1 protein-coding gene is annotated in these 574 nt (G+C 66.6%); it reads left to right on the forward strand.

What is annotated here, in order from left to right; genetic code table 11:
• Positions 1-47: 47 nt before the first annotated feature.
• On the forward strand, positions 48-574 hold a 527-nt coding region (locus K9D12_RS14725), incomplete at its 3' end, for an IS630 family transposase (RefSeq protein WP_223060590.1).

Below are 574 nucleotides of genomic sequence, written 5' to 3' on the forward strand. Positions count from 1 at the left end.
CTAGTGTCGCGCGTCATTAATTCGTTGACAGTATGGGATGATGGCATATGCCGTCACCTGTGCTGGAGATCAGCGAAGAGGACCGTGCGACCCTGACCTCGTGGACACGGTCGCGGACGTTGCCGGCGGGACGTGCGCAGCGTGCGCGGATCGTGCTGGCCGTCGCGGCGGGGACGGGCACCTCGGCAGTGGCGCGGCATGTCGGGGTCTCGCGTCCGACTGTGATCAAGTGGCGTGACCGGTTCGCCGTCGACGGGCTCGCTGGCCTCGAGGACGAGGAGCGTTCGGGCCGACCGAAACGCATCGATGATGCCGTGATCATCGCCACCACGCTCGAGCCGCCACCGGCCAAACTCGGGGTGACGCATTGGTCCTCGCGGTTGCTGGGCAGGCACTTGGGGATCGGGGATGCCACCGTCGCCCGTGCCTGGCGCAAGTACGGGGTCAAGCCATGGCGGCGGGAGACGTTCAAGTTCTCCACAGACCCGGAGCTGGAGGCCAAGGTCCGCGACGTGGTCGGGCTGTACCTGAACCCACCGGAGAAGGCGGTCGTGCTGTGCGTGGATGAGAAGTC

The sequence above is a fragment of the Dermacoccus sp. Tok2021 genome (assembly GCF_019895135.1).
Classification (GTDB): Bacteria; Actinomycetota; Actinomycetes; order Actinomycetales; family Dermatophilaceae; genus Dermacoccus; species Dermacoccus abyssi.